This window comes from Butyrivibrio sp. INlla21 (genome assembly GCF_900116875.1).
GTDB lineage: Bacteria > Bacillota > Clostridia > Lachnospirales > Lachnospiraceae > Butyrivibrio.
In genome coordinates this window covers 143,099-166,358 of the sequence record NZ_FPCC01000005.1, presented here as the reverse complement: position 1 = coordinate 166,358, position 23,260 = coordinate 143,099, and the positions used below count along the sequence as shown (strand labels likewise).

The 23,260-nt window shown below is 42.8% G+C and carries 24 protein-coding genes; 20 read left to right on the top strand and 4 right to left on the bottom strand.

Annotated elements, in window-relative coordinates; genetic code table 11:
• Positions 1-22: 22 nt before the first annotated feature.
• The 18 genes from BM377_RS04405 (at position 23) to BM377_RS04320 (ending at position 17,202) form a co-directional block, all read left to right on the top strand.
• Positions 23-1,201 carry a trans-sulfuration enzyme family protein gene (locus BM377_RS04405; protein WP_092244301.1) on the top strand — a complete coding sequence of 393 codons (1,179 nt, stop codon included), beginning with the start codon at positions 23-25 and terminating at the stop codon, positions 1,199-1,201.
• A gap of 138 nt (positions 1,202-1,339) precedes the next feature.
• Positions 1,340-1,498, top strand: coding sequence for a YezD family protein (locus BM377_RS04400; protein WP_120656153.1), 159 nt, complete (start codon positions 1,340-1,342; stop codon positions 1,496-1,498).
• A 14-nt stretch (positions 1,499-1,512) separates the two neighbouring features.
• Positions 1,513-2,385 carry a radical SAM protein gene (locus BM377_RS04395; protein WP_092244295.1) on the top strand — a complete coding sequence of 291 codons (873 nt, stop codon included), beginning with the start codon at positions 1,513-1,515 and terminating at the stop codon, positions 2,383-2,385.
• Positions 2,378-2,752 (top strand): NifB/NifX family molybdenum-iron cluster-binding protein, encoded by a 375-nt coding sequence (locus BM377_RS04390; protein ID WP_092244293.1) that lies wholly within the window; start codon positions 2,378-2,380, stop codon positions 2,750-2,752. The genes BM377_RS04395 and BM377_RS04390 overlap by 8 nt, the downstream gene beginning before the upstream one ends.
• Positions 2,753-2,857: 105 nt before the next feature.
• Entirely contained in the window at positions 2,858-3,706 is an 849-nt protein-coding gene (gene nifH, locus BM377_RS04385; protein ID WP_022779587.1) for a nitrogenase iron protein, read from the top strand.
• A gap of 37 nt (positions 3,707-3,743) precedes the next feature.
• Positions 3,744-4,742, top strand: a complete 999-nt coding sequence (locus BM377_RS04380; RefSeq protein WP_092244289.1) for a PLP-dependent cysteine synthase family protein — start codon at positions 3,744-3,746, stop codon at positions 4,740-4,742.
• Positions 4,743-4,781: 39 nt separating this feature from the next.
• A complete protein-coding gene (locus BM377_RS04375; protein WP_092244285.1) occupies positions 4,782-6,251 on the top strand; it encodes a nitrogenase component 1 in 1,470 nt (489 codons plus the stop codon).
• Between the two features lie 19 nt (positions 6,252-6,270).
• Positions 6,271-7,569: a nitrogenase component 1 gene (locus tag BM377_RS04370; protein ID WP_092244282.1), complete on the top strand. Its 1,299-nt coding sequence runs from the start codon at positions 6,271-6,273 to the stop codon at positions 7,567-7,569.
• Positions 7,570-7,625: 56 nt separating this feature from the next.
• Positions 7,626-8,114: a NifB/NifX family molybdenum-iron cluster-binding protein gene (locus BM377_RS04365; RefSeq protein ID WP_092244279.1), complete on the top strand. Its 489-nt coding sequence runs from the start codon at positions 7,626-7,628 to the stop codon at positions 8,112-8,114.
• A 185-nt stretch (positions 8,115-8,299) separates the two neighbouring features.
• Positions 8,300-9,253: an ABC transporter substrate-binding protein gene (locus BM377_RS04360; protein WP_092244276.1), complete on the top strand. Its 954-nt coding sequence runs from the start codon at positions 8,300-8,302 to the stop codon at positions 9,251-9,253.
• 50 nt (positions 9,254-9,303) lie between these two features.
• Positions 9,304-10,065 carry an ABC transporter permease gene (locus BM377_RS04355; RefSeq protein ID WP_092244273.1) on the top strand — a complete coding sequence of 254 codons (762 nt, stop codon included), beginning with the start codon at positions 9,304-9,306 and terminating at the stop codon, positions 10,063-10,065.
• Positions 10,065-10,838 carry an ABC transporter ATP-binding protein gene (locus BM377_RS04350; RefSeq protein ID WP_092244270.1) on the top strand — a complete coding sequence of 258 codons (774 nt, stop codon included), beginning with the start codon at positions 10,065-10,067 and terminating at the stop codon, positions 10,836-10,838. Before BM377_RS04355 ends, BM377_RS04350 begins: the two co-directional genes overlap by 1 nt.
• A 22-nt stretch (positions 10,839-10,860) precedes the next feature.
• Positions 10,861-12,960: an anaerobic carbon-monoxide dehydrogenase catalytic subunit gene (gene cooS, locus BM377_RS04345; RefSeq protein WP_092244267.1), complete on the top strand. Its 2,100-nt coding sequence runs from the start codon at positions 10,861-10,863 to the stop codon at positions 12,958-12,960.
• 227 nt (positions 12,961-13,187) lie between these two features.
• The gene (locus BM377_RS04340) at positions 13,188-14,012 is read left to right on the top strand and encodes a transporter substrate-binding domain-containing protein (protein ID WP_092244264.1); all 825 of its coding nucleotides are present in this window, start codon (positions 13,188-13,190) and stop codon (positions 14,010-14,012) included.
• 4 nt (positions 14,013-14,016) lie between these two features.
• The gene (locus BM377_RS04335; RefSeq protein ID WP_092244261.1) at positions 14,017-14,727 is read left to right on the top strand and encodes an amino acid ABC transporter permease; all 711 of its coding nucleotides are present in this window, start codon (positions 14,017-14,019) and stop codon (positions 14,725-14,727) included.
• A gap of 12 nt (positions 14,728-14,739) precedes the next feature.
• The gene (locus BM377_RS04330; RefSeq protein ID WP_092244258.1) at positions 14,740-15,447 is read left to right on the top strand and encodes an ABC transporter permease subunit; all 708 of its coding nucleotides are present in this window, start codon (positions 14,740-14,742) and stop codon (positions 15,445-15,447) included.
• Between the two features lie 64 nt (positions 15,448-15,511).
• Positions 15,512-16,264 (top strand): amino acid ABC transporter ATP-binding protein, encoded by a 753-nt coding sequence (locus tag BM377_RS04325; RefSeq protein WP_092244255.1) that lies wholly within the window; start codon positions 15,512-15,514, stop codon positions 16,262-16,264.
• Between the two features lie 41 nt (positions 16,265-16,305).
• A complete protein-coding gene (locus tag BM377_RS04320) occupies positions 16,306-17,202 on the top strand; it encodes a LysR family transcriptional regulator (RefSeq protein ID WP_092244252.1) in 897 nt (298 codons plus the stop codon).
• Between the two features lie 74 nt (positions 17,203-17,276).
• On the opposite strand, the gene BM377_RS04315 is transcribed toward BM377_RS04320, so the two are convergent.
• From BM377_RS04315 to BM377_RS04305, 3 genes are all read right to left on the bottom strand, one after another.
• The gene (locus BM377_RS04315; protein WP_330392941.1) at positions 17,277-17,939 is read right to left on the bottom strand and encodes a methionine ABC transporter permease; all 663 of its coding nucleotides are present in this window, start codon (positions 17,937-17,939) and stop codon (positions 17,277-17,279) included.
• Positions 17,939-18,910 carry a methionine ABC transporter ATP-binding protein gene (locus tag BM377_RS04310; protein WP_092244249.1) on the bottom strand — a complete coding sequence of 324 codons (972 nt, stop codon included), beginning with the start codon at positions 18,908-18,910 and terminating at the stop codon, positions 17,939-17,941. The genes BM377_RS04315 and BM377_RS04310 overlap by 1 nt, the downstream gene beginning before the upstream one ends.
• Positions 18,911-19,056: 146 nt before the next feature.
• Entirely contained in the window at positions 19,057-19,992 is a 936-nt protein-coding gene (locus BM377_RS04305) for a MetQ/NlpA family ABC transporter substrate-binding protein (protein ID WP_092244246.1), read from the bottom strand.
• A gap of 117 nt (positions 19,993-20,109) precedes the next feature.
• On the opposite strand from BM377_RS04305, the gene BM377_RS04300 reads away from it, so the two are divergent.
• Together BM377_RS04300 and BM377_RS04295 are read left to right on the top strand one after the other, a co-directional pair.
• Positions 20,110-21,198, top strand: coding sequence for an FAD:protein FMN transferase (locus BM377_RS04300; RefSeq protein ID WP_177223791.1), 1,089 nt, complete (start codon positions 20,110-20,112; stop codon positions 21,196-21,198).
• Between the two features lie 22 nt (positions 21,199-21,220).
• Positions 21,221-22,138: a CPBP family intramembrane glutamic endopeptidase gene (locus tag BM377_RS04295; RefSeq protein WP_092244240.1), complete on the top strand. Its 918-nt coding sequence runs from the start codon at positions 21,221-21,223 to the stop codon at positions 22,136-22,138.
• Here BM377_RS04295 and BM377_RS04290 read toward each other — a convergent pair.
• On the bottom strand, positions 22,077-23,231 hold the full coding sequence (locus BM377_RS04290; protein WP_177223790.1) for a pyridoxal phosphate-dependent aminotransferase: 1,155 nt from the start codon (positions 23,229-23,231) through the stop codon (positions 22,077-22,079). The genes BM377_RS04295 and BM377_RS04290 overlap by 62 nt on opposite strands.
• Positions 23,232-23,260 lie beyond the last annotated feature (29 nt).

Below are 23,260 nucleotides of genomic sequence, written 5' to 3'. Positions count from 1 at the left end.
AAAGATATCGGGAGGAGTAAAAGTGAGTACGGAAAACGGCTGTAGACTACAGGAAAAATATAGCGCTGACACCAAGTGTCAGCTTAATGATGAGAAGTTAAAAGATATTTGGGGAGCGGTAAGTTACCCTATTTATCAGACGGCGACATTCGCGCACAAGGGCCTTGGAGAGAGTACGGGATTTGATTATACAAGGCAGCAGAATCCCACGAGGCAGCAGCTTGAGTCTGTTGTGGCTCTTTTGGAAAACGGAAAAGATGCGATCGCATTTTCAAGCGGAATGGCTGCAGTTGCGGCTGTGATGGAGCTCTTTTCACCGGGAGATCATTTTATTATCGATTCGGATCTCTATGGCGGAAGCGTTAGACTCTTTAATGAGATAAGTAGAAAGAACGGCCTGTCATATACCGCTGCGAATCTGAGCATTGAGGATGTTTTTCCTCTTATTAAAGAAAATACCAAGGCAGTTTATATAGAAACTCCGACCAATCCTATGATGAACGTTACGGACATTGAAGAGCTTGCCAAAAAAGTTCATGAAAAAGGATTGATTCTGATAGTTGATAATACTTTCTTATCACCCTATTATCAGAATCCGCTCGATCTTGGAGCTGATATAGTTATTCATTCGGGAACAAAGTTCCTTGGAGGTCATCATGATACGATAGGAGGTTTTGTGATCGTTAATGATGAAGATCTCAATGAGAGACTTCGCTTTATCTATAAAACAACGGGTGCAGGACTAAGTCCTTTTGACAGCTGGCTTATTTTAAGAGGTATACGGACGCTTTCCGTAAGACTTAACAAGGCACAGGAAAATGCATTTGCGATCGCGGAGTACCTTAAGAAAAATAAGCATGTCACCAAGGTAATCTACCCCGGATTAATAGAGCATCCCGGCTATGAGATCATGAAAAAGCAGGCAAGAGGCTTTGGCGCGATGCTCACCTTTGAGGTTGATTCCGCTGAGTTTGCAAAAGAGATTTTGGCAAATGTTGAACTCATTTATTTTGCAGAGAGCCTTGGAGGAACTGAGACACTTATCACCTATCCCATAACTCAGACGCATGCGGATGTCCCTGCGGACGTTCTTGAAAAGAATGGCATAAACGACCGTATTCTCAGGCTTTCTGTGGGAATCGAGGGAATAGAAGATCTGATAAACGAGTTCGAAAGAGTGTTTAAAAAAGCAGAGGGATAAGTTTTATTTATACCCTGCTATAAATTATAAGTGTTTTACAATGGCAGCGAACTAAAGCATAATGCATATAACGTCATTATTAAAACCTACTTACCGAGTAGGGAGATGGGTTATAAAACAGGCGAGGAGATAAAGTTTATGGCAAAGGCAGAAATACCAAAGACTACAGAAGTCGATGAGGCTCTTTTGGAAAGCATAGTTGAGAGCATCAAAAGTATACAGTATGGCACGATAACAATAACAGTACACGATGGCAAAGTAACTCAGCTCGAGACAAGCCGTAAACAGAGATTCTGAGAGGAGATTTGATTATGGCAAGAACATATGAAGAGCTTGAGAAAAACCATCCTTGCTTTGGCGGATGTAAGTTCAATGCGGGAAGAATTCATCTTCCTGTAAGTCCCGGATGTAACATAGCTTGCAGATTTTGCGACAGGACAATAAATGATGTCGAGCAAAGACCAGGCGTAACTTCTAAAGTGATATCCCCTGACGAAGCAAATACATTTATAGACAGAGCACTTGGATTTGTGCCGAACATCAAGGTGGCAGGAATTGCAGGCCCCGGCGATACATTGGCGACGGATTACGCTTTTGAGACTTTTAAAAAGATAGGAAAAAGCCATCCCGAACTTCTAAAGTGCATGAGCACAAACGGACTTCTTCTGTATGAAAAAGCGGACGAACTGATTGAGGTCGGAATCGATACTCTGACGGTTACCGTTAACGCAGTCGATCCCAAGATTGAAGCCAAGCTCAATGGATATATCATTTGGCACGGCGAGAAGATATACGGAGAGGAAGGCGCAAAGATTCTTATCGAGAATCAGCTCAAAGGAATCAAGAAGGTCGCAGATGCGGGAGTGACGCTCAAGATCAACACCGTTCTCGTACCGGGAATAAATGATGAGCACATAGCTACCATCGCAAAGACGGTCAAAGAAGCCGGAGCGCTGATGTATAACATTATTCCGCTGATACCGCAGCATCAGCTTAAAGATATACCAAAGCCGACATGTGAGCAGATAGAAAAAGCCAGAGAGGATGCGGAGCAGTACATCAAAGTGTTCAGACACTGCGCACACTGCCGTGCAGATGCGGTCGGAGTTCCGGGAATGAGCGAGTACAGCAAGCTCGTATACCAGAGCAGAGTTAACGTAAGGAATACATTTTCACATGGATAAAGCAGTTTACAGAGTCGCGCTTGCATCTACAGACAACCGATATGTAGATCAGCATTTCGGAAGAGCCGAAAGCTTTTTGATAGTTGATGTTGATGAGAACGGCGACTATGAGGAAATTGAACAGCGTTTTGTGATTCCGGTATGTGAAGGCGGGCATCACAACGCTGAGAAATTAAAAAGAGGAGTAGACGGCGTTGCGGATTGCAATTTCGTTCTGGTAGCCAAGATCGGAGGCGGAGCGATGGGCGAACTCGAAGAGCGAGGAATCGCAGCATTTGAAATGCCGGGACCCGTAGATGCGGCGATAAAAAAGCTGGACGGGTACCTCAGATTACTTAAGGAAATGAACAGCATAAGCGGACAGTAAAAAAGCTGACCGGTCAACCGGAGGTTTTGTGAATGTAAGAAAATAGCTTACTTTTGCAATGCCTTTTTTTATACATAAAAAATAAGAAAGAGGAGAAAAGAAAAAATGGCAGAACTAAGGCAGATAGCAATTTACGGAAAAGGAGGAATCGGAAAGTCAACAACAACACAGAATCTTACAGCCGGACTCGTTGAGCACGGTAAGAAGGTAATGGTAGTTGGTTGTGATCCCAAGGCGGATTCAACAAGACTTCTTCTTGGAGGACTTGCTCAGAAGACGGTTCTTGACACTATCAGAGAAGAGGGTGAAGACATTTCACTCGACAGGATCATGAAGGAAGGATTCGGAGGAACCAAGTGCGTAGAGTCAGGCGGACCCGAACCCGGTGTAGGATGTGCAGGTAGAGGTATCATCACTTCAATCAACATGCTTGAGAACCTCGGCGCATATACAGACGATCTTGATTATGTATTCTATGATGTACTTGGAGACGTTGTGTGCGGTGGTTTCGCAATGCCCATCCGTGAAGGTAAGGCAAAAGAGATCTATATAGTAGCAAGTGGCGAGATGATGGCTCTTTATGCGGCAAATAACATCTCAAAGGGTATTCAGAGATACGCAAGAACAGGTGGCGTAAGACTTGGTGGTATCATCTGCAACTCAAGAAACGTAGACAGAGAGCTTGATCTTTTAAGAGCATTTTCAAAAGAACTCGGAACAAAGCTTCTTTACTTTGTACCCAGGGACAACGTTGTTCAGCACGCTGAGATCAACAAGAAAACGGTTATCGAATACAAGCCCGATTCAAATCAGGCACAGGAATACAGAAACCTTGCACAGGCAGTTATCGAGAACACAGATTTCGTAATTCCCACACCAATGACACAGGAGAGACTTGAAGAGATCCTTATGGAGTATGGAATGATGGAACTCTCAGACGATTACAAGATCTGATATATACAGAAGGATTCAGACTTAAGGAGGAAAAGGTATGTCACGCGTATACAAATCTATTACGGAACTTGTGGGCAGAACACCGCTTTTAGAGCTTTCAGGATATGAAAAAAAACATAATCTTAAGGCAAATATTATCGGTAAGCTTGAGTATTTCAATCCAAATCAGAGCGTAAAGGACAGAATTGCACTTGCCATGATAGAGGATGCGGAGAAGAGTGGAAAGCTTAAGCCCGGAGACACTGTTGTTGAGACAACAAGCGGAAATACAGGTATCGGACTTGCAGCTATCGCCGCAGCAAAAGGATATCCTTTCAGAGTTTATATTCAGGATCAGGTTAGTAAAGAAAGATTCCAGGTAATTCAGGCATTTGGCGGAAAGACAATCAAGCTTGGTGAAGAGCCTGTTATTGCTAAGGTTCTTGAGGAAACAGGCGGCGATTTCGTTGCTGCCATCAAGGCACTTAAGGAAGACGTTCTTGATAAGGAAGATCATGTAGTGTTTCTCGATCAGTGTTCCAATCCTGCAAACCCTGCGGTTCATAAGAGAACAACAGGTCCCGAGATATGGGAAGATACAGACGGACAGGTTGATATTCTTGTAGCCTGTGTAGGTACAGGCGGAACTGTTTCAGGAACAGGTGCTTATCTCAAGGAAAAGAATCCTAACATAAAGATAGTTGCTGTTCAGCCCGGACCCAACTCACTTCCGGATGCAGATAAGAATCCTCCGGAGGAAGAGATAACAGGAGTACATCCTTTTGAAGGAGTTCCCGACAATCTTGTTCCTGCAACAATGGACAGAAATATCTATGATGAATATCTCGAAGTAGAGGCACTTGATGCATACAATGCAGCAAGAGAGCTTGCTGCAAACGACGGTGTTCTTATCGGTACATCATCAGGTGCGGCTCTCCATGCAGCAAGAGTATTGGCAGAAAGAGAAGAGAATAAAGGCAAGAAGATTGTTGCTGTATTCCCTGACACAGGACTTAGATATCTTTCAACCAATCTTTTTGCTAAGGCTCAGGATTAAATAGGATTTTGACATAGTTTATATAGGAGAAAAGAAATAATGGCAACGAATTTAAATAACTCCAATGTGGCTACCAGAGAAAACAGAATAGGTTCGATCACAGGCTACATCGGATCGCTCAAGGATCTTGCAAGTCAGAGCGAATGCGGAACACTTAAAGGATGTTCAAGATGTTTTTCACAGTCAAGCTCTTGTCTTTCAAGCTGTGCCCTTGGTCAGCTTTCTGCGATAAGAGACATCGCCATCATTCATCACGGACCTGCAGGCTGTTCGGTTGCGGCAGCAGGTACATATTACCTTGATAAGGTTATGGCCAAAAAGCGTGGTGTTACCAATGATACTGTCTATGTTGGAACAGATATGAATGAGAATGACACTATCTTTGGTTCAACCAATACTCTTAGAAATATCATTCTGGAAGTAAACAAAAGATACAGTCCCAAGGCTATTTTCGTATCAAGCTCCTGTGCAACGGGAATCATTGGAGAGGATATCGACAGTATTGTGGATGAGCTCAAAGATGAGATTCAGGTTCCTATAGTTGCGGTTCACTGTGAGGGATTCAAGTCAAGAATCTGGGCAACAGGATTTGATATTGCAGACCATGCGGTTCTACAGTCTATTGTTAAACCGCCAAGAGAGGGAGTAAAGAGCAATAAGATTAACTTTAAGAATTTCTATGAGAGTGCAAGACCCGAGATCATAGAGATGTTCAAGGAATTTGATCTTGAGCCGACATTCCTTTACTGTAACTCTACTATTGAGGAGCTTTCTCACATATCTGAAGCAGTAGCTACCACATGTATCTGCGGAACACTTGGTAACTATCTTGGAAACGTACTTGAAGAAAAGTACGGCGTTCCTTATGTAAGAAGCATCAACCAGTGCGGTATCGTAGGTTTTGAGGCTTGGCTTCGCGAGATAGGTAAGGTTACAGGCAGAAGTGAAAAGATAGAAAAGTACATTCAGGAGCAGAGAGCAATCTATCTTCCCAAGATTGAGGAAGTTAAGAAAGAGCTTAAGGGACTTAGAGCAGTACTCGGTATGGGACCCGGATATACATTCGAGGTATCCCGTGTTCTTAACGAACTTGGCATTGAGGTTGTATGGGCTCTTGCATGGCACTATGACAAGAAGTATGAGAACGGAGATGTACCTCCTTCAATGAAATATCTTCTTGATAACAATATTGATTTCGAGGCCAGTGTTGCGGATCAGCAGAACTTTGAGGTTATGAACATTCTGAACAAGTATCAGCCGGATCTGTATCTATCAAGACATCCCGGTTCAACTGTTTGGGCAATCAAGAACGGAACACCTTCTGTATATGTTGCGGATGAGTATATGATCTTTGGTTACAAACACACTTTGGAGTTTGCATATTCAATCCTTGACAGTATCAGAAACAGAAGCTTTGAGCAGAATCTCGCAAAGAGAACAAAGCTTCCTTATACAGATTGGTGGTACAAACAGAATGTAGGAGAGTTCCTCGTTCAGGACAAAGCATGATTCACGGAGGCTGATTTAAATGGCAAAGTTACTTGATAAACAAAGATATAAATGTGCGCTGGGTGCAATGCAGACAGTGCAGGCAATTGAAAGAGCTATCCCTATTCTTCACTCCGGCCCCGGATGTGCTCAGAAGCTCTCTGACGGAAACGGAAGCAGCGGATACTTTTCACCAAATATTTTTCCATGTACAAGTATCAATGAAAAAGACGTTGTATTCGGCGGTGTAAAAAAGCTTCATTCAACCATCGATAATGCGCTTAAGGTCATCGATGCGGACATGTACGTTGTACTTACAGGATGTATTCCAGAGATTGTAGGTGATGATTCAGGAGAAGTTGTATCTGAGTTTGCAGATGCGGATAAGCCTGTAATCTACGCTCCTACAGCAGGATTTAAAGGAAACAACTACAAGGGACATGAGCAGATTATTGATGCGATCATTGACCAGTACATAAAGAAGACTGATAAGAAGGAAAAGGGTCTTGTAAATATCTGGGCTGACGTTCCTTATCAGGATCTTTACTGGCTTGGAAACTTAAGAGCACTTGAGAAACTGTTAAAAGAGATAGGTCTTACACCCAATACTATATTTGGATATCAGAGAGGAATAAAGAACGTAGATAAGATTGCCTCTGCTGAGTTCAACCTTCTTGTTTCTCCTTGGGTTTCACTCAAGAATGTAAAGAAGCTTGAGAAAAAACTCGGAACACCTTATCTTCACTACAATACACTTCCTATCGGAGCTTTCGAGACAAGTAAGTTCCTTAGAGAAGTAGGAAAGTTTGCAGGAGTAGATGAGAAGCTTGTAGAGGATGTTATAACAGAGCATGAGAATTATTACTACTATCTCATCGAGAGATTTGCGGATCTGTTCCTTGAGAACCGAGTAATCAACAAGCAGTTCTCAGTTGTTGCTGATGCTCAGTATGCTCTCGGAATTACCAAGTTCCTTACAAACGATCTCGGACTTGTTCCCGCCAAGCAGTTCGTTACCGATGATACGCCAAAGGAATACAGAGAAGCAATCACGGAAGAGTTTAAAAAGCTCAACTACGGACTTGAAGCAGAGGTTGTATTTGAGACTGACGGATACAAGATCCATGAAGAGATAAAGAACCATGACTATCATGGATATCCGCTTGTTCTTGGCGGCTACTATGATAAAGAAGTAACTGAGGATCTTAAAGGTAACTTCCTCAACATCTCATGGCCCGTTAAGGACAAGATAGTTCTTAATGATGCAATTGTGGGTTACGAAGGCGGTATCAGACTTATCGAAGATATCTACACCGTAGCATCACAGAGATTTAACTAAGGCGACGACACAGTTCTGCCATAAACTGTTGTTTCTAAATTGATAGAGGTAAAGCGATGTCATATTTGATTGCCGTCGCAACATCAAATGCCAAGGACGTAGACCTTGGCTTTGGTGCTGCTAGGGGGTTCCATATCTACGAAGTAGACGGAACCGATTATAAAGAAAAAGAATACAGAGAGTTTGTTGAAGACGAAAACACCAACGCAGGAGTACAGAATGAAAATAAAAGTGATGCTTCCGGGACTCAGATAAGCGGATGCGCAGGAGCGCAGAACGGTTGCGGCGACGGTTCCCAAGGAGGTTGCGGCGGAAACGGTGGCCACGGCGGCTGCGGAGGCGGCGACGGAGCACATAAGAAAGTTGAACTTATTTCCGACTGCCGAAGCCTTGTCTGCAAGAAGATCGGATTTCAAGCGCAGAAGCAGCTTGAGAAAAAAGCCATTGCGGGATTCGATGTAGAGTGCAGCGTTGATGAAGCAATCGTCAAGATAGCAACGTATTTCAACAAGATAGACAATCATATAAGTCTAAGAAGAGGGTAAGAAAAATATAGGAAGAGCAAAGTCGGTGTAAAAACCTGCTTTGCTCTTTTTTAATAAGCTCAAATTATCATTCGCTATAAGCAATCTTTAATTTTCGCTTCCGTTTTCGTGTGTTATTATTCAATCAATACAAATTACCCTATTGACCTAGTAGGTAAAAGGAATTATAGTGGAGGATAGTTATTATGAAAAAACACCTATTATTAACAATACTAGTCACCGCAGCGCTTGCGCTGGCCGGATGCGGAAACAATAAAGACGGAAATGCAAGTGCCCAAGCAGGAGGCAGTGCTAAGGCAGAAGAGACAGTAAAGATAGCTTATCTTCCCATAACACATTCACTTGCCGTGTTGGAAGAAGCAGATGAACTTGCAAATAATGACAAGGTTAATGTTGAACTTGTTAAATACGGATCCTGGCCCGAACTTTTGGATGCACTTAATTCGGGTAAGGTTGACGGAGCGTCGGTTCTTATAGAGCTTGCAATGAAATCAAAGGCTGAGGGTGTAGGTATCAAAGCTGTTGCTCTCGGACATAAAGACGGAAATGTTCTCATTGTTTCTAATGAAGTTAAGGACGGAGCGGACTTAAAGGGAAGAACAATTGCAATTCCTCATCGCCAGTCTTCACATAATATTTTGGTAAATGATGCACTTGCAAAGAACGGCCTTACTATCGATGATATTAACGTCGTTGAACTTGCTCCGACAGAAATGCCGTCTGCGCTCGTTACGGGAACAATAGACGGTTACTGCGTTGCGGAACCTTTCGGTGCCGTAGGCGTTTCGACAGGAAAAGCAAAAGTACTGTATACCTCTGAGGAGCTTTGGGAGGATTCGGTATGCTGCGCACTTGTTTTAACGGATGATTTTATAGATAAGCATGCGGATACAGCCAAGGCATTTGTCGAAGGCTACAAGACAGCCGGAAATAATCTTGATGCCGAAGCAGCTAAGAAGATTGCGGGAAAATATCTTAAGCAGAAAGACGATGTACTTGAAACTTCTTTGAAGTGGATTTCTTATGACGACCTTGATATCACAGAGGAACAGTATAACAAGCTCGTTGATAAGGTTAAAAAATATGGACTTTCTGATAATCCGCCCGCATACTCTGATTTTGTAAAGACAGATTTTTGATTATATTACTTGTGATTGTTTAGTTACCGGGTAATAAGTAAGGGGACCTGATGAAAAAATTACTCTCTATTAAATATGTTGTTGTATCGATACTTATATTATTGGGAATTTGGCAGCTTGCATTTACTGTAAGCGATTACAGTTCGGCTCTGTTTCCGTCACCTTTGATGGCAATTCAGGCTTTGGGCGAAATGATCGCTGACGGAACGCTCATAGCTTCTATAGCCGCAAGTATGTACAGATTTGTGATAGGTTATGGATTATCGGTTTTAATAGCAGTCTTTCTTGGACTTATCCTTGGAAGCCTTCCGAAGGTTTTTAATTATGTTAATCCTTCGCTTCAGCTACTCAGACCGATATCTCCGACAGCGTGGATGCCTTTTGTGGTGCTCCTTTTTGGAATAGGAGATCTTCCTGCCATAGTTATCATTTTTATAGCAGCGTTTTTCCCGGTACTTCTTTCTACGGTATCAGCTGTAAGTAAGATCGACGATATGTACTTCAGAGTTGCGGATAATTTCGGAATCAGGCAGCCTCAGCTTATGTGGAAGGTGATCCTTCCGGCGGCATTCCCTCAGATTGCAAATGCAGTTCACCTTGCGCTTGGAAGTGCATGGATATTCCTTGTTGCCGGCGAGATGGTAGGCGCGCAGTCAGGACTTGGTTTCCAGATCATTGATGCGAGAAACAATATCAGAGCTGACATTCTTTTGGCAACAATACTTGTAATAGGGCTTATAGGACTGCTACTGGATTTCCTTATCGGTCTCTTGGAAAAAAGAATTCTTAAAGCCTGGGGAGGTGAGCAGTAATGTCATATATTCATATAGAAAACGCAGGAAAAACCTTCATACAAAACGGCGCGGAATTCACGGCTTTGTCGGATGTAAATCTTGATATTGAAAAAGGCGAGTTTATCTGCCTTTTGGGCCCTTCGGGCTGCGGAAAAAGTACGCTTTTAAATGCTATCGCAGGTTTTGATCCCGTTAATCACGGAAGCGTTAAGATAGATGGAAACGAAGTAATCGCGCCAAGTACAAAGAATGTTACCATATTTCAGAACTACGGATTACTTCCGTGGCGCACTGTTATCAAAAATGTCGAGCTTGGTCTCGAATCAAAAGGAATAGATAAAAAGCGCAGAAAAGAGATTGCTAAAGAGTATCTTAAACTTGTGAAGCTTGAAAATTTTGCAAACAGTTTTCCAAGACAGCTTTCGGGAGGTATGAAACAGAGAGTCGCTATAGCCAGAGCTCTGGCTGTGGAACCTGATATCATCTTCATGGATGAGCCTTTCGGAGCGTTGGATGCAATTACAAGAATGAAGCTTCAGGATGATATTCTGGATATCTGCAAAAACGAAAAGAAGACTATCATCTTTGTGACGCATGATATTGAAGAAGCGGTTTATCTTGCGGACAGGATAGTTGTGATGACACCTAATCCCGGCAAAGTAAGAGGTGTGATCACGGTTCCGATTCATCATTTCAGAGACAGAACAAGCGGAGACTTTTTGCTGATAAGAGACAAGATCTTCGATCTGCTTCAGATGAAGGTAGAAGAAGATATTGAATATACAATTTAAGTTAAGGTTAAGGTAGGAAAAAATGAGTCATACACATTCGCATGAACACGAATATCACCATCATCACGGCAAAAACGGACTGTCACATATTCACTCTCACAGAAACCTTATAGGTTTCGATGAGCATGGAATTCCGACAGTGACGCTTAAGGCAAGTGACCATGGCGGAGAGAGCAGTCCTGAGAATTTTACCAAGGATTACATGAACGCCGTGGCGGAATACAGAAAGACGTTTCCGTCGAAGCAGGATGTGATTGACAATACACCCGATCCCGCCGTTCGCGAGATGATACTTAGAATGGAGCAGATCGGAATAGATACAACCTTTGACAGATTCGATGCGCAGAAGCCTCAGTGTGCATTCGGACTTAGCGGAACCTGTTGTAAGATATGCAATATGGGACCTTGTCATATTACCGCAAAGGCACAGAGAGGAGTCTGCGGTGCCGATGCGGATCTTATTGTGTCAAGAAATCTTTTAAGATCAGCTGCTTCAGGAGCAGCGCAGCACGGTATGCATGCCCGTGAAGTAATGCTTACACTTAAGAAAGTTGCCGAGGGAGAGCTTGATATTCCTATTCTCGGAGAGCAGAAAATAAGAAGCACTGCAGAGGCTTTCGGAATAAAACAAAAGAACAGACAGCTTAAAAACGTAGCAAGAGACCTTGCTGATGTTTTGCTTGAGGATATGTCAAGATCGGTTCCCGATGATTATAAGACGATCAAAGCCTGCGCGCTTCCCGAGAGACAGAAGGTATGGGAGGAACTTGATATTCTTCCTATCAGTGCTTACCATGAAGTTTTTGAAGCTTATCATAAATCAGGCTGTGCTACGGATGGCGATTGGAAGAGCATAATGCAGCAGTTCCTTCGCTGCGGTCTTGCATTTACTTTTTCCGGGGTTGTCGGTGCAGGTATAGCAACTGATGCTTTATTTGGAGTAGGTGACAGAGTTACATCCAAAGTCAATATCGGAGCGCTCAAAAAGGGCTATGTGAATATTGCCGTACACGGACATCTTCCTACACTTGTAAGCCAGATTGTTGCTGCGGGCAAGAGAGAAGATCTGATCGAACTTGCCAAGTCCAAAGGAGCTAAGGGTATCAGATTCTACGGTATCTGTTGTTCGGGACTTTCAGCGATGTACAGAGACAGTGGAGTTATTCCGCTTTCCAACGCTGTATCGGCTGAGCTTGTACTTGGAACCGGAGCGCTTGATCTGTGGGTTGCGGATGTTCAGGATGTATTCCCTTCGATCATGGATGTCGCAAAGTGCTTTAAGACTACAGTTATAACTACAAGTGATTCCGCACGTCTTCCGGGCGCCGAGAGATATGAGTATGACCATCATCACAGTAATATCGGACAGACTAAAGAGCTTGCCGAGAAGATAGTAAGACGAGCAATAGAAAGCTTTGAGAACAGAAAAGGAATTCCTGTTTATATTCCTCCGTATGAGGTTGAGGCAGAGGTCGGATTCTCTGTAGAGTATGTTCACAAGAGATTCGGAAGTATGAAGCCGCTCGCAGAAGCTATAAGATCAGGACAGATTCTTGGCGTTGTAAATATGGTCGGATGCAACAATCCAAAAGTACTTTATGAGAAGTGTATTATTGATGTTGCCGATGAGCTTCTTAAGAACAACGTTCTTATTATCACCAACGGATGCGCATCCTTCCCGCTTATGAAGCTTGGATATTGTGCAATCTCAGGAAAAGAAAAAGCGGGTGAGTCATTGAGGAAATTCCTTGAACCCGATCTTCCGCCCGTATGGCATGTCGGAGAATGTATTGATAATACACGTTCTACAGGTATATTTGCGGGAATTGCAGGTGTGCTTGGAAAGAATCTCTATGAGCTTCCTTTTGCATTTTCATCTCCCGAGTGGGGCAATGAAAAAGGAATTGACGCGGCTCTTGGATTCAGACTTAACGGAATCAGTTCTTATCACTGCGTCGAGGCTCCGATTTTTGGATCAAAGAATGTTATTGAGTTCTTGAAGCATGGTACGAAAGAGTTACTTGGCTCAACAATGAACGTAAATACAGATCCCGTAGCACTTGCCAAGCAGATAGTACAGGATATGAAGGACAAGAGAAAAACTCTTGGCTGGGATAAGTAAATTATATTGAATTATAACTTTTAGTTATAGCCTCCCTAAAGATTAGCGTAATTGTGCTAACGGGGAGGCTATTGTATATTAAACTCAACAAAAGCAAACAAGGAGCAAACTCATATGTTTACTAACCGGACAACCGGAGGTTAGTGGTTCGTCACCATTAGGCGGATCAGTAATCTCCGGTTTTCTTGCAAAAGCTTTTGATTTTAGGATAAAGCGAGGAGACTATTATGAAAAAGAGAACAGTTAAAAATATTATGGTAGCGGGAGCCGTGACAGCAGCAATGATGGCATCTGTAGTCGGATGCGGAAAAGAGGCTTCGGGTGAAGTTACGAAGGTTATCGTCGGTTCGGGAATCAACTACAATCCTTACTGCTATGTGGATGAAAACGGAGATGCGGTCGGATATGAATATGACGTATTGAAAGAAATTGATGAGCTTCTTCCTCAATACGAATTCGAATATCAGTCAATGGCATTTGATCAGCTTGTACTTTCACTCGACGCAGGAAAGATAGATTTTGCGGCGCATCAGTATGAGTACACACCTGAAAGAGAGGAGAAATATCTTTTCTCGGGTGAATCATATACATCTTACATTACATACCTTGCGGTTCTTATAGATGATGACGCAACCTCACTTGAGGATCTTGCGGGAGAAAAGATAAGAACCGGCGGTGCGACCAGCGCAACAACTCAGATTCTTACAAAGTGGAATGAGGAGCATCCTGGACAGGAGGTTGTTCTTGTGAACTCCGAGAGCAGTTCCGATGAAGAAGGCGCCGCAGCACTTAAGTCAGGCGCAGCAAGAGCTTCGGTTCTTAAAAAGAGTGATGTTACCAAGATGAACAAGAACTTCAGCGATGACGGAAAAGACTGGCTTAAATCGGTTGGAGAGCCGATCAACGACTCAAAGACATATTATCTGTATCGCAAGGATGAGACAGAGCTTAGAGATGCAATTGACGGAGCTCTTAAAACACTTAAAGAAAACGGAAAGCTTTCCGAGCTTGCGATCAAGTGGGTTGGCTACGACGTAACGGAAGAGGAATAAAGCAATGGGAAATTATTTTAGTGCAGAAAGATTTATAAATGTCTTTCCTAAAGTGATTTCAAACTTATCGGTTAATCTTCATATAGTTTTTTGGTCAATGCTTCTTGGCACCATACTCGCGATATTCGTGGCGGTGCTTAGGATACGCAGAGTGCCCGTGATAAGCGGCTTACTTGGAATATACATTTCTTTTATGAGGGGCACGCCGCTTTTGGTACAGATGATGATAGCGTTTTACGGAATACCAATAGTACTCGGCAATCTTTTTATGAATCTGTTCGGAATAAATCTAAACAGACTCGAACCTGTGATATTTGTAGAAATTGCGATCATTCTGAATGAGGGGGCGTTTTTAGGCGAGATATTCAGAGGCGCAATAACATCTGTACCGTCTGTTCAGGCGGAAGCAGGATACTCGATTGGGATGACGGGGGCACAAACCTTTTACAGGATTGTGCTCCCTCAGGCTTTTAAAGTTGCACTTCCGCATTACGGTGTTGATTTTATCGGAGTATTCCAAAACACATCTTTGGTTTTTATCTTGGGAGTGGTTGATCTTTTGGGAAAAGCCAAGACACTTGGAGCTGCGACGGGACATTCTTTGGAAGGATATCTTTCGGCGGCGATCATATATATTTCGTTCAGCTTGTTCCTAAAGGGAGTATTTCTTTTGATCGAGAACAGGCTAAATAACGGAACGGCAAAAGCAGTGTAAGGAGAAGGACAGATGAGTTTTAGCATAACAAGTTTTTTTGATTCGTTTAAATCGGCTCTTCTCTATGCTCCGGTTACGATAAAGCTTACTGCGATAACATTTATAGTGAGTTTGCTGCTGGGAGCGGTGATAGCGACCGTAAGAAATTATAGGGTGCCGGTGCTTTCGCAGTTCTTTGCGGCATTTGTGACAATATACCTTGGGCTTCCAACGATGGTTGCGCTGCTTTTATACAATCTTTTGTTTATGACTTTTTATTCGGATGTGGCGGCAGCACTTCATATTTCTGTCCCGATAAGTGACGTGAATCCGATATTTATCGGTTATATCACTCTTATAATCGGAACGACGTGTTCTGTCAGCGAGAGCATACGAGGAGCATTTCGAGGGATCGAGAAGGTGCAGTATGAAGCGGGATACAGCATAGGAATGGGCAAGTTTAAGACGCTTACGAGAATTATCTTTCCCCAGATGGTTCCGATACTTCTTCCCGGAATGCAGAATTCGCTCATAGGTCTTTTGAAGGCGTCCAACTTAGTGAGCGCCATTTCGGTAGTTGAGATCATGACGGGAGCTCTTTTGCCAAGTCTTATGTACTACAGTTATCTTGAAGGATATGTGGCGGCGGCGCTGGTGTACTGGATGATCGGAGCCGCGATAGAGATACTTGCGCATTTTGCTGAGAAAAACAGTGGGAAATATTTAAAAAGAACTGCGTAGGACTAAGGCGAGTGGACAAAAAAAAGATTTTGAGAATTAATCGGAAACAGGAAGGAATAAAGCTGTGATAGAGCTTACGGGAGTAAAAAAGTCCTTTGGTAAACAGGAAGTTCTAAGGGATGTTTCGATAAAAGTTAATGACGGCGAAGTTGTTGTAATCCTTGGACCGAGCGGTTCGGGAAAGACGACGCTTCTTAGGAGTATAAATTTCCTTGAGAGAGCCGACAGCGGAATAATGAAGTTTGGCGAAAAGGAAATAAATTTTAAGACCGCCAGGAAAAAAGATGTGCTTTATATGAGAAGGCACACGGGCTTTGTGTTTCAGAACTACGGACTGTTTGCGCATAAAACGGTGCTTCAGAACGTGATGGAGGGACTTGTTCAGGTTCAGAAAAAGAGTAAGTCCGAGGCACAAAGGATTGCGGAAGAGGTTCTTGATAATGTAGGAATGCTGGAAAAGAAAGATTCCTATCCCTCTCAGCTTTCGGGCGGACAGCAGCAAAGAGTGGGAATTGCGAGAGCCGTGGCGCTTAAGCCGGATCTGATATTATTTGACGAACCAACATCGGCACTCGACCCAGAGCTTGTGGGAGAAACTCTTGAAGTGATCAAGAAGGTGGCAAAGACCGGAATAACGATGATCGTGGTGACTCACGAGATGTCTTTTGCCGAGGATGTTGCTGACAGGGTGATCTTTATGGCCAGCGGAGTGGTCGTTGAAGAAGGGAAACCGAGCGAAATATTCTATAAGCCTAAGGAGGAGCGAACCAGGCAATTCTTATCAAGAATTATTCCTCAGGATGCATATGTTATTTAAGTGTGGTATTATGTATAAAAATCTGTTCGGAGATTATACATATGACCATTTTACAGCTTAAATACGTAATAGCGATTGATGAAGAATGCTCGATGAGAAAGGCGGCCGACAGACTTTATGTGTCGCAGCCCGGTCTTTCAAGTGCGGTAAGAGATCTTGAAAACGAGCTTGGAATTCAGATATTCCAGAGAGTCCATAACGGCGTTGTGACTACGGTTGCAGGCGGAGCGTTTATTGCTTATGCAAGAAGTGCGGTTGAGCAGTTTGAAAAGATTGAGGACAAGTATATCAATTCCAAGGTTGATAAGCCTACATTCTCAGTTTCCATGCAGCATTACACCGTAGCTGTAAATGCATTTATAGATACCGTTAAGGAATACGATCTTGAAGAGTATCAGTTTTCTATCAGAGAGACTCAGACAAGTGAAGTTATAGACGACCTCAAGAGCCTTAGGAGTGAGGTCGGAGTTATCGCGCTCAGCGAGTTCAACAGAAATATGTTCAAGAAGATCTTTGCGGATGCTTCTCTTGAATTCCATGAGCTGTTTACAAGAGATACTTATGTATATTTAAGAAAAGACCATCCGCTTGCGGACAGGGATGAGATATCTCTTGAAGAGCTTCAGGATTATCCTTGCATGGTATTCGACCAGGGAGACAATACTTCTTTCTATTACAGGGAAGAGGCGCTTGCAACTTACGATTACAAGAAGGTCATAAGCACCAATGAAAGAGCCACATCTGTAGAGCTTATGCTTGGACTTAACGGATATGCGGTTGGCGCGGCGATGCTAGGTGATAGTCTTAACACTTCAGAGATTCATCACGTTAAGCTCAAGGAAGAGGAGACACTCACACTCGGATATATCATCCGAAAAGGGAGTGAGCTTAGCGATATGGCGCAGACTTTTATCGAGAAGCTTCAGCAGTATAAATAAAGATAAAGAATTGTATTTTAAAAGCCGGCGGCGTCAAACCAGACGTCTCCGGCTTTATTTATTGTTAAATTTAATCAGCTCATTTTTTTATACATATAGTTTCCGAGCATCTGAATAGCCTGTACGAATGCGATCAGGATAACCGAGCATACAATAAGATATTCGGTCTTGTACTGCTGATATCCGTAACGGATGGCGATATCACCGATTCCGCCGCCTCCGACAGTTCCTGCCATAGCGGAATATCCGATAAGCGAGATAACAAGAAGGATGATTCCGTTAAGCATTCTCGGAATGGATTCTTTTACATAAACTCTTATAAGAATCTGTAAATTTGATGCTCCGAACGATCTTGCGGCTTCTATGACTCCGGGATTGGTCTCGCGAAGGCTCGTCTCAAACACTCTTGCAATATATGGAATCGCAGATACGGTAAGAGGCACGATAGAAGCTGTTGTTCCGATTGATTTTCCTACAACCATTCTTGTAAAAGGAATAAGTATTACAAGAAGGATGATAAAAGGAAAGCTTCTGAATACGTTAACCAAAAAGCTTAAGATCTCATATACGATCTTGTTGGGCTTAAGTCCGTCGGGAGCCGTAAGCGTAAGTATTATGGCCGGAATAAATCCGAGTATCACTGAAAAGAGAGTTGACCAAAATACCATGTATAAAGTTTGCTTAAAGGCAGTCATTATAACTGTGCTCATGCCTGTTGTCGATAAGATTCCTGACATTATCTGATCACCTCCCATGTTACATCTTTACTGTCTAAGAAAGCGCACGCTTTCTCAAGGTCTTTTTCGTCCATGTTGAGTACAAGACTTCCGTAGACATCTTCTCTGAAGTCTTCAAGCTTGGCCCAACAGATGTTGAAGTTGGTCTGTAGCTCTCTGGACATTTCGGTAACGATAGGACGCTGATTGCCTTCTCCGTAGAAAAAGAGTTTGAGATTGACTCCTGTCGAAGGGAGCTTGTCGCTTTCTTCTCGAAGGAATTCCCTGATCTCGCGTTCTTTTGGCCATACAAAGAGCTGCTCGGGTTTTCCGACGGCAAGAACCTTGCCGTTACTAAGGAAAGCAACCTTCTGGCAGACCTGCTTAACCACTTCCATCTGGTGAGTTACGATGATGATCGTAATGCCCATCTCTTTATTTATCTTTTGTAAAAGAGCAAGGATGCCCTTTGTGATCTCAGGATCGAGCGCACTTGTTGCCTCATCGCACAAAAGAAAATCAGGATCGAGTGCAAGCGCTCTTGCAATAGCGACACGCTGCTTCTGACCGCCTGAGAGTTCTCTTGGTTTTGAATGAACTTTTTCTTCGAGTCCTACGAGTTTGATGAGGTTTAAAATCTTTTCTTTTGCCTCGGGAGTATTGGTAGGGATTCCCCAGAATTTCATGGGAAGGGCGATATTGTGATAAACATCCAGTCTCTCAAGAAGGTTAAAGCCCTGGAAGATCATGCCCATTCTTTTTTGAAGATTTCGAAGGACTTTTTTGTTCCTGATATCAACGAGTGTATCGTCAACAATGATCGAACCTTCATCGTAGGATTCAAGGCCGTTGATGCATCTAAGGAGAGTGGATTTACCGGCACCGCTTTGTCCGATGATGCCGAAAATCTCGCCCTTTTCAATGTCGATATTTATTCCCTTCAATACTTCGGTTTTGTTAAAAGTTTTTTTGACGTTTTTTATCTGTATCATGGATAGTTAAACCACCTGTCTACTGTAAATATGATGACATGAATTGCTCCGTCAACATTATTGCATTATTTTATTCAAACATCAAATATGACACGTCACCGGCAAATGAGACGTGTCATATCTATGAAAGGAAGATTTTTAGTGTATTACTGAGGATCGATGAATGAAGGGATAACTGCACCCTTGTATGTATCCTCAATGTATTTTTTAACTTCGTCTGACTTAAGAGCTGCTACAAGAGCCTTGATCTTCTCAGAATCCTGCTCACCGTCCTTAACTACAAGGAAGTTGGTTCTCTTAACTGTTGTCTCGTCGTCGAATTCCTCGATATCAAGTGCGGGATACTTAGCGGGAAGCTCTGCTTCAAGTGCGTAGTTTCCGTTGATGGCTGCCGCATCAAGATCGGGAAGTGAAAGAGGAAGGCTTGCTGCCTCAAGAGGTGTGATCTTGTAACCGTGAGGGTTAGCATCCTTGTCTTTTGAAAGAGCATCCTCTGTGTAGCTTGCATCCTCGCCAAAAGAACCCTTTGATGTAAGAAGTCCCTTCTGAACTAAAAGATCAAGTGCTCTTGCACCGTTGTCGGGGTCGTTGGGGATACCGATCTCAGCGCCGTCGGGAATCTCGTCGAGTTTAGTGTACTTCTGTGAGTAGATACCCATGGGCTCGATGTGGATTCCTGCTACAGCTGCAAGGTGAAGACCTGCGTCTTTGTTCTGCTGATCGAGATATCCGAGTGTCTGGAAATAGTTTGCATCGATCTCGCCTGATTCAAGTGAAGTGTTGGGAAGAACGTAATCCTGGAAAACAACTGTCTCAAGTGTCCATCCGTCTTTTGCAAGTACTTCTTTTACTATGTTGTCAAGAATCTCTGCGTGAGGAACGGGTGTTGCTCCTACAGTGATCTTCTTATCGGTGTCAGCTGTTGTATCAGCTGCTTCTGCTGCAGGCTCTGTCTCTGCCTCAGCCTGAGTAGCCTCAGCTGCAGGCGCCTGTGTTTCTTCTGCTTTTGCACCGCATCCTGTAAGTGCTCCGAATGAAAGAGCTGCGGTTAAGATTAAACTTGTAATTATTCTCTTTTTCATAATCTGTATTTCCTCCTCGATTGGTATAACTGAATTATACAAGATGAAAAAACATATGGGAAATAATTAAAAATTATCAGTAGTGAAAAGGTGTGATTATCATTTATAATGATGACGATGAATATAAATATAAAGAAGAAAAACAATTGCATAGGTGCCGCATTACTTGCATCTGCGCTTGCTTTGGTTATATCTTTGCTACCCGCTTGCAGCTCTACGCAGGTGATAAACATCTCCACTATCTTTGCGATGGACACGATAATGGAACTTGAAGTTCAAGGCGATGAGCAGCTTCTTTCGCAGGCTGAGCAAAAGATAAGAGAGATTGAAAATACGCTCTCCGTCACCAAGAAGAACAGCGAGATAGGCACTCTTAATGATAATAAGAAGGCGAAATTCTCGGCTGAAAGCGGTAAGATTCTTGAAGGTGCGCTTGATGTCTGCAAGGAGACCGGCGGAAAGCTGGATATATCGATATATCCGGTTTTAAAAGAATGGGGATTTACAACGGGAGAGTACAGGGTCCCGGATGATGAAGAGCTTGCCGTGCTCGTAGATAAAGTAGATTACGGTAAGATAGATTTGAAGAAGCTTAATGACGGAAGCTTCGAAGTTACAATTCCCGATGATATGCAGATTGATTTGGGCAGTGTGGTTAAGGGATATACAGGTTCTTATCTTGCGAATTTTTTCAAAGAAAACGGAGTGACTTCGGGCCTTATCAATCTTGGAGGAAACGTAGAGTGTATAGGTAATAAGCCGGACGGAACTCCTTGGAAAGTAGCGATAAAGAGTCCTTTTTCCGACAGTAAGAGCGGAATGCTCGGTGTATTTGAAGCAACTGATACGTCTGTGATAACTTCAGGCGGATACGAGAGATTTTTTGAAAAAGACGGAGAAGTTTACTGGCATATTCTTGATCCAGAGACCGGGAAGCCTTCAAGGAACGGGCTTGCTTCGGTGACTGTTATCGGAGATAATGGACTGATGGATGACGGTCTTTCGACAGCTCTTTTTGTAATGGGGACGGAAGACGCTGTTGATTTCATAAAAAAACACGCCTTAGGCTCTAGGGAAAAAGCCGGATTTGGCGCGATTCTTGTAACGGAAGACAAAAAAGTATATATCACGGAAGATATTGCTGCGAAGTTCTCGCTTTCCGCTGAATACAGCGGGCTTGAGGTTTCCGTGATCAATATAAAATAACATTTATAAAAGGAGTGTTAAAATGAAAGAGTTTTTTAAGAGGATTCATACCGATAATTTCAGGTGGTATGATTTTTCGCTGATATCGCTGGTTCTTGCATATTTTTTCCTGGAAATCGGTAATATATTCGGTGGGATACTTATGATTCTCATAGAAGGTGCTGCAGAACAGCTGGTGCCGACTATCAGCTTACAAGATCCGTTTGTCTATATGCTTATTATTTATCTTGCTCCGACCGGTGTGTGGATTCTTACACTTGTATTTATGGGAATCTTTAAGCCTGACAGACCTATTTTTGATAAGATAGGAACAAAAGAGCCTTCGAATAACATTAAAATGTTGCTTGTGGGCCTTGTGATCGGATTTGTTATGAACATGTCCTGCGCCGTAGCAGCGATGATAAATAAAGATATTGCGATATATTTTAATGCAATCTATCCGATAAAAGATATTGTTTTGTTTATTGCTGTTTTTGTTCAGTCATCAGCTGAAGAGCTGGTTTGCAGAGGCTTCCTTTACAATAGGCTCAGAAGAGGATACAGACATCCGGCAGTTGCGATCATAGGAAATTCGGTGTTATTTGGTCTTATCCATATTTTCAATCCCGGAGTAACGATGCTTGCGATTATCAGCATTATTCTTGTCGGAATATTCTGTTCTCTTATTGTCTATTACTATAACAGCCTGTGGTGCGTAATGATGTTCCATGCTGCATGGAACTATACTCAGAACGTGCTTTTGGGACTTCCAAACAGCGGACTTGTGTTTGATTTTTCAATCTTTAAACTCGATGCCGCAAGTGCCAGAGACAGCTTTGTTTACAGCGTTGATTTCGGCGTGGAGGCAACGGGATTTTGCATTATTGTAGAGCTCATTGCTATTGCTGTAGTCTGGTACCTTGGCTACAATAAGAAGAAACGTTCTTTAGAGCTTTCATAAGTTCGACGTTTTCTTCGTGCTTTTTTATTCCGATACGAAAATAGTGATCGTCAAGACCGTGGAAATTACTGCAGTTTCTAAGCAGTATTCCATGGTCTTTTATCATTTTGTCATAAAAAGTTTTTGCATTGTATTTTTGAGGAATGGAAAAGAGTATAAAAGGAGCATCGCCTTCTTGCGGACAGAACCCCAGTGAAGAAAGCTCTTTTAACAGATATTTCTTTTCTTTTTCTATAAGAGTTATTGCTTCATCAATATAGGAATTTTCCGAAAGAGCGGCGATACCCGCAGCTTCGGCAAAGGTTGAAACGCTCCATTCGGGTTTTATAAACGATATGGCTTTAAGGAGTTCTTCGTTATAGGTCGCGCAGTAACCTAGGCGAACTCCCGGGATGGCGTAGAGCTTGGTGAACGCATCTATGAGAATCAGATTTTTGTTCTTTCCAAGGATGCTTTCACAGCTGTATTTGCTCTTGTTGTTTACAAGACCCATAAAGGTTTCGTCTATGGCGAGGATGATATCGCGCTTTTGGCACTCATCTGCGATCTTTTTTATTAATGTTTTTGGAATGGCCTCACCGGTAGGATTGTTGGGATTGCATAATATGACCAGGTCAAGGTTATCGATATCTTTGATTCCGCGATCAATGAAGCTCTCATTAAATCTAAAGTCGTAGCATTCAGTAAGCTCAAAGTATTTTATGTCAAAGCCGTAAGCTAAAAGAGCTCTTTCGTATCCGGAAAATGTGGGCGCAATAACAGAAGCGACGGGAAGGATATTTCCGCTATTTTCTGTACTTGAGTTTTTCAGCTTTCTTGTTGCGATCGCTCCGGCGAGTATGCTTATTATCTCGGAAGCTCCGTTTCCGATAAGAATCCTGTCCATCGGGATATTTCTTTTGGCTTCAAGCAGCTTTCTTAATGCGTACTGATCGGGGGTTGGGTATTTTCCGAGTAAAGAAGCGGGATTTTTGAGCGCGTTAAGAACGCTCTTCGGAGGCCCGAGAGGATTTATGTTTACGCTAAAATCAAGCCTTATGTTATTTTGTTTGCAGTCACCGCCGTGAGCGGGATATTTATCATGTTTTTCCATGGTTTTCATTATGCTAATAATTATATAAA